Here is a 4287-nt window from a genome sequence, read left to right on the forward strand (position 1 = left end):
AGCCCATGGGACAGATTAAGGGCCACCATCAAGGCCAGAGACAAGCACTTGTGTCAGCAATGCCTGCGTCAAGGTCGGGCCGTGACAGGGACAACGGTTGATCATATCAAACCCAAAGCCCACGGGGGCACGGATGCGTTATCGAATCTGGAATGTTTATGCTGGTCTTGCCATCGGGCGAAGACCGCAACGGAGCGACTGCGATAGTCACTCAACGACTGATAATTAATGCCAGTGAGTAAATATATCTGATGTAACCATGACAGTTAAACAATGGTCTGATGACGTAATTTTTACCTGAAATCATTGCTGTTGTCATGGTCACGTATAGGGCGGGCGGGTGAAATCGCTACCCCTCTCGCCCCACAGGACCGCCGCCTTAAGTCTTTTTTTATACCCGCGAAAAATGAACTTTAAACCGGAGGCCTTTTTATCCCTCTTTCACTGTTTTTGAGCACGGGAGGTGCTGCCTATGGCTGGAACGGCGGGCAAGTCAGGTCGTCGTCCCAAGCCGACGGCCCGCAAGGCACTGGCCGGCAATCCGGGCAAGCGCAAGCTGAACCGGGATGAACCGGCATTCACCCCGTTGACGGGCGTTTCCGCGCCGGACTGGTTTGCCGACAGTAACCTGCCGCTGGCCGGGGTGATGTGGGCGCTGACCAGCAAGGAGTTATGCGCACAAGGGTTACTCTGTGTCACCGATCTCGCGGTGCTCGAACGCTGGTGTGTGGCGTACCAGTTCTGGCGCAACGCGGTGGTAAATATCGCTGTGCAGGGGAATACCGTGACTGGTGCCACCGGCGGCCCCATCAAAAACCCGGAGCTGACCGCCAAAAAAGAGCAGCAGTCTGAAATGGACACCACCGGCTCCCTGCTGGGGTTAGATCCGAGCAGCCGCCAGCGCCTGATTGGGGCGGCGGGTCAGGCCAAAACCGACAATCCGTTTATGAGGATGATTTCATCATGAGCCGTAAATCCTATCTGAACGTCAATGCGGCGAGCCAGTACGCCCGTGATGTGGTGCGCGGCAAAATTGAAGCCGGTCGTCATGTCAGGGAGGCCTGTCAGCGGCATCTGGATAACTTAAGTCAGGAAAAAACGAAAGCGTTTAAGTACCGGTTCGATAAAGAGTTGGCCGAGCGGGCGGCGAAGTTTATTCAGTTGCTGCCGCACACCAAAGGCGAATGGGCATTTAAACGGATGCCCATCACGCTGGAGCCGTGGCAGTTATTTATTGTCTGTTCGGCCTTTGGCTGGGTGCATAAGGGCAGTCGGTTGCGCCGCTTTCGGGAAGTCTATACGGAGATCCCCCGTAAAAACGGTAAATCCGCCATTTCAGCCGGAGTCGCCCTCTATTGCTTTACCTGTGATGACGAATTCGGGGCGGAAGTGTATTCCGGGGCCACGACCGAGAAGCAGGCATGGGAAGTGTTCCGACCGGCGCGCTTGATGTGCAAGCGCACCCCGCTGCTGATTGAGGCGTTTGGCATTGAAGTGAACGCGTCAAACCTGAACCGCCCGGCGGACGGGGCGCGCCTTGAACCCTTGATTGGCAACCCCGGTGACGGGCAGTCCCCCAGTTGCGCCATTGTCGATGAATATCATGAACATGATACCGACGACCTGTACACCACCATGCTGACGGGGATGGGGGCACGGCGTCAGCCCCTGATGTGGGCCATCACCACGGCAGGCTACAACATTGAAGGCCCCTGTTATGACAAGCGCCGCGAAGTGATTGAGATGCTGGCCGGTAATGTGCCCAATGACGAACTGTTCGGGCTGATTTACACCGTGGATGAGGGGGATGACTGGACGTCCCCGGCCGTATTGCGCAAGGCCAACCCGAACATGGGCGTGTCGGTGTATGCGGATTTCCTGTTAAGCCAGCAGCAGCGCGCCCTGAATAACCCGCGGCTCGCCAGTGTCTTTAAAACCAAGCACCTGAATATCTGGGTCTCCGCCCGAGAGGCGTACTTCAATATGGTGAGCTGGAAACAGTGCGAAGACACGTCGCTGACACTGGAACAGTTCGAGGGACAACCCTGTTATCTGGCGTTTGACCTGGCCCGTAAGCTGGACATGAACAGCATGGCCCGGCTTTTTACCCGTGAAATTGAGGGCAAACGCCATTTCTACAGTATTGCCCCGCGGTTCTGGGTGCCGTATGACACGGTCTACAGCGTTGAGCAGAACGAAAATCGGCGCAGTGCCGAGCGTTTCCAGAAATGGGTGGCAATGGATCTGCTGACCGTCACGGAAGGCGCTGAAGTCGATTACCGCTACATCCTTGAAGAAGCCAAACTGGCCTGCCACCTGAACCCGGTCAATGAAGCGCCGATTGATCCCTTCGGGGCGACGGGATTGTCCCATGCGTTGGCGGATGAAGGCATTAACCCGATCATCATTACCCAGAACTTTACCCACATGAGCGACCCGATGAAGGAGCTGGAAGCCGCCATTCAGTCCGGCCGCTTCCATCACGATGGCAACCCGATTATGGCCTGGTGTATTGGCAACGTGGTGGGGAAAACGCTGGGCGGGAATGATGACATTGTGCGGCCCATCAAGGAGCAGAAGGACAGCAAAATTGACGGCGCGGTGGCCCTGATAATGGCGATGGGGCGCGCTATCCTGCATGAAGAACCCGACTTTCTTTCCAACCTCGACCCGGATGACCTGTTAATGCTATGAAAAACTTACTGATTGATACCACCGCCCTGACCGGCGTCGGGGCGGTGCTTGCGGGCTGTTACCTGAAATACGGGCTGGCGAATACCCTGATTATCGGCGGTGCGCTGTTTATTGCCTATGCCCTGGTGGTGGCCAGAAGGGGGAAACATGCTGCTTGATGCCCTGTTCCGCCACGACCCCCTGGAGAACCCGAAAACCCCGCTGACAGCGGAGGCGGTTGATCACGATGGCCTGTTCAGTGCTGACGTGTATGTCAGCCCCGAAACGTCAATGAAACTGGCGGCAGTCTATGCCTGCATCTATGTGCTGTCCTCTTCGGTGGCGCAGATGCCGCTGCATGTGATGCGCAAGAACGGCAAGAGCGTGGACATGGCCCGTGATCACCCGGTGTTTTACCTGATACACGATGAGCCGAACGACTGGCAGACCAGCTATAAATGGCGGGAGCTGAAACAGCGCCATATCCTCGGCTGGGGCAATGGTTATTCGTGGGTGAAACGTAACCGGCGCGGGGAAGTCACGGCCCTTGACGCCTGTATGCCGTGGGAAACCACCCTGTTGAACACGGGCGGGCGCTATACCTACGGGGTGTATAACGAAGACGGCAGTTTTGCCATCAGCCCCGACGACATGATCCACCTCCGGGCGCTGGGCAATAACCGGAAATTAGGCCTCAGCCCCATCCTGCAACATGCGGAAACCATCGGCATGGGCATGAGCGGGCAGAGATATACCAGTTCATTTTTTGGCGGGAATGCCCGGCCGGCGGGGATTGTCTCCGTGAAAGGAGAAATCAACGATAAAGGCTGGGAAAGGCTCAAACTGATGTGGCAGAAAGCCGCCGCCGCCCTGCGCCGTGAGGAAAATAAAACCCTGCTGCTGCCCGCAGAACTGGATTATCACGCCCTGACCGTATCACCGGTGGATGCGCAGTTGATTGATATGCTGAAACTCAACCGCTCCATGATAGCCGGGCTGTTCAATGTGCCGGCCCACATGATTAACGATCTGGAGAAAGCGACGTTTTCCAATATCAGCGAACAGGCCATTCAGTTTGTCCGCCATACCGTGATGCCGTGGGTGGTGAACTGGGAGCAGGAACTGAACCGCCGATTGTTTACCCGGCAGGAAAGGGCGGCGGGGTTTTATGTCCGTTTCAATCTGGCGGGACTCTTACGCGGCACCCCGAAAGAGCGGGGCGAGTTTTACCACTTCGCCATTACGGATGGCTGGATGAGCCGCAATGAAGCCCGTGCCTTTGAGGACCTGAATCCGGTGGACGGACTGGATGACATGCTGGTGAGTGTCAACGCCGCCAATCTGCTTAACAACAAGAATCAACCCCATCCCAACCAAGAGGATACACCCGATGAGTGACAGGGAAATGCGCTGTTACCCCGGCGAAGTGCGTGCTGAAACCCCGGAGGATCAGCCGACGCGCATTGTCGGTTACGGCTCGGTGTTTAACAGCCGCTCAGAACCGCTCTGGGGCTTTCGTGAAATCATCAAGCCCGGGGCCTTTGATGAGGTACTCAATGATGATGTGCGCGGGCTGTTTAACCATGACCCCAACTACATTCTGGGGCGCAGTGC

6 protein-coding genes are annotated in these 4287 nt (G+C 56.5%); all 6 read left to right on the forward strand.

All coding sequences use genetic code 11. From position 1 onward, the window contains the following. On the forward strand, nucleotides 1–207 hold a 207-nt coding region (locus Xhom_RS31690), incomplete at its 5' end, for an HNH endonuclease (protein ID WP_169928532.1). Nucleotides 208–472: 265 nt separating this feature from the next. Then, nucleotides 473–967, forward strand: a complete 495-nt coding sequence (locus Xhom_RS23285; protein ID WP_069315756.1) for a phage terminase small subunit P27 family — start codon at nucleotides 473–475, stop codon at nucleotides 965–967. Then, nucleotides 964–2694, forward strand: coding sequence for a terminase large subunit (locus tag Xhom_RS23290; protein WP_069315757.1), 1731 nt, complete (start codon nucleotides 964–966; stop codon nucleotides 2692–2694). The genes Xhom_RS23285 and Xhom_RS23290 overlap by 4 nt, the downstream gene beginning before the upstream one ends. Then, nucleotides 2691–2852: a hypothetical protein gene (locus Xhom_RS31695; RefSeq protein ID WP_169928398.1), complete on the forward strand. Its 162-nt coding sequence runs from the start codon at nucleotides 2691–2693 to the stop codon at nucleotides 2850–2852. Before Xhom_RS23290 ends, Xhom_RS31695 begins: the two co-directional genes overlap by 4 nt. After that, a complete protein-coding gene (locus Xhom_RS23295) occupies nucleotides 2842–4071 on the forward strand; it encodes a phage portal protein (RefSeq protein ID WP_069318035.1) in 1230 nt (409 codons plus the stop codon). Before Xhom_RS31695 ends, Xhom_RS23295 begins: the two co-directional genes overlap by 11 nt. After that, nucleotides 4064–4287, forward strand: a 224-nt coding sequence (locus tag Xhom_RS23300; RefSeq protein ID WP_211287890.1) for an HK97 family phage prohead protease, incomplete at its 3' end; no start/stop codon positions are given. The genes Xhom_RS23295 and Xhom_RS23300, both read left to right, overlap by 8 nt.

It is taken from the genome of Xenorhabdus hominickii (assembly GCF_002632725.1).
In the GTDB taxonomy this organism is placed as follows: Bacteria; Pseudomonadota; Gammaproteobacteria; order Enterobacterales; family Enterobacteriaceae; genus Xenorhabdus; species Xenorhabdus hominickii.

Excerpts from the sequence above, each read along its gene's own strand:
- Xhom_RS23290 (WP_069315757.1), top strand. The coding sequence starts at position 964 with ATGAGCCGTAAATCCTATCTGAACGTCAATGCGGCGAGCCAGTACGCC.
- Xhom_RS23285 (WP_069315756.1), top strand. The coding sequence starts at position 473 with ATGGCTGGAACGGCGGGCAAGTCAGGTCGTCGTCCCAAGCCGACGGCC.
- Xhom_RS23295 (WP_069318035.1), top strand. The coding sequence starts at position 2,842 with ATGCTGCTTGATGCCCTGTTCCGCCACGACCCCCTGGAGAACCCGAAA.
- Xhom_RS31695 (WP_169928398.1), top strand. The coding sequence starts at position 2,691 with ATGAAAAACTTACTGATTGATACCACCGCCCTGACCGGCGTCGGGGCG.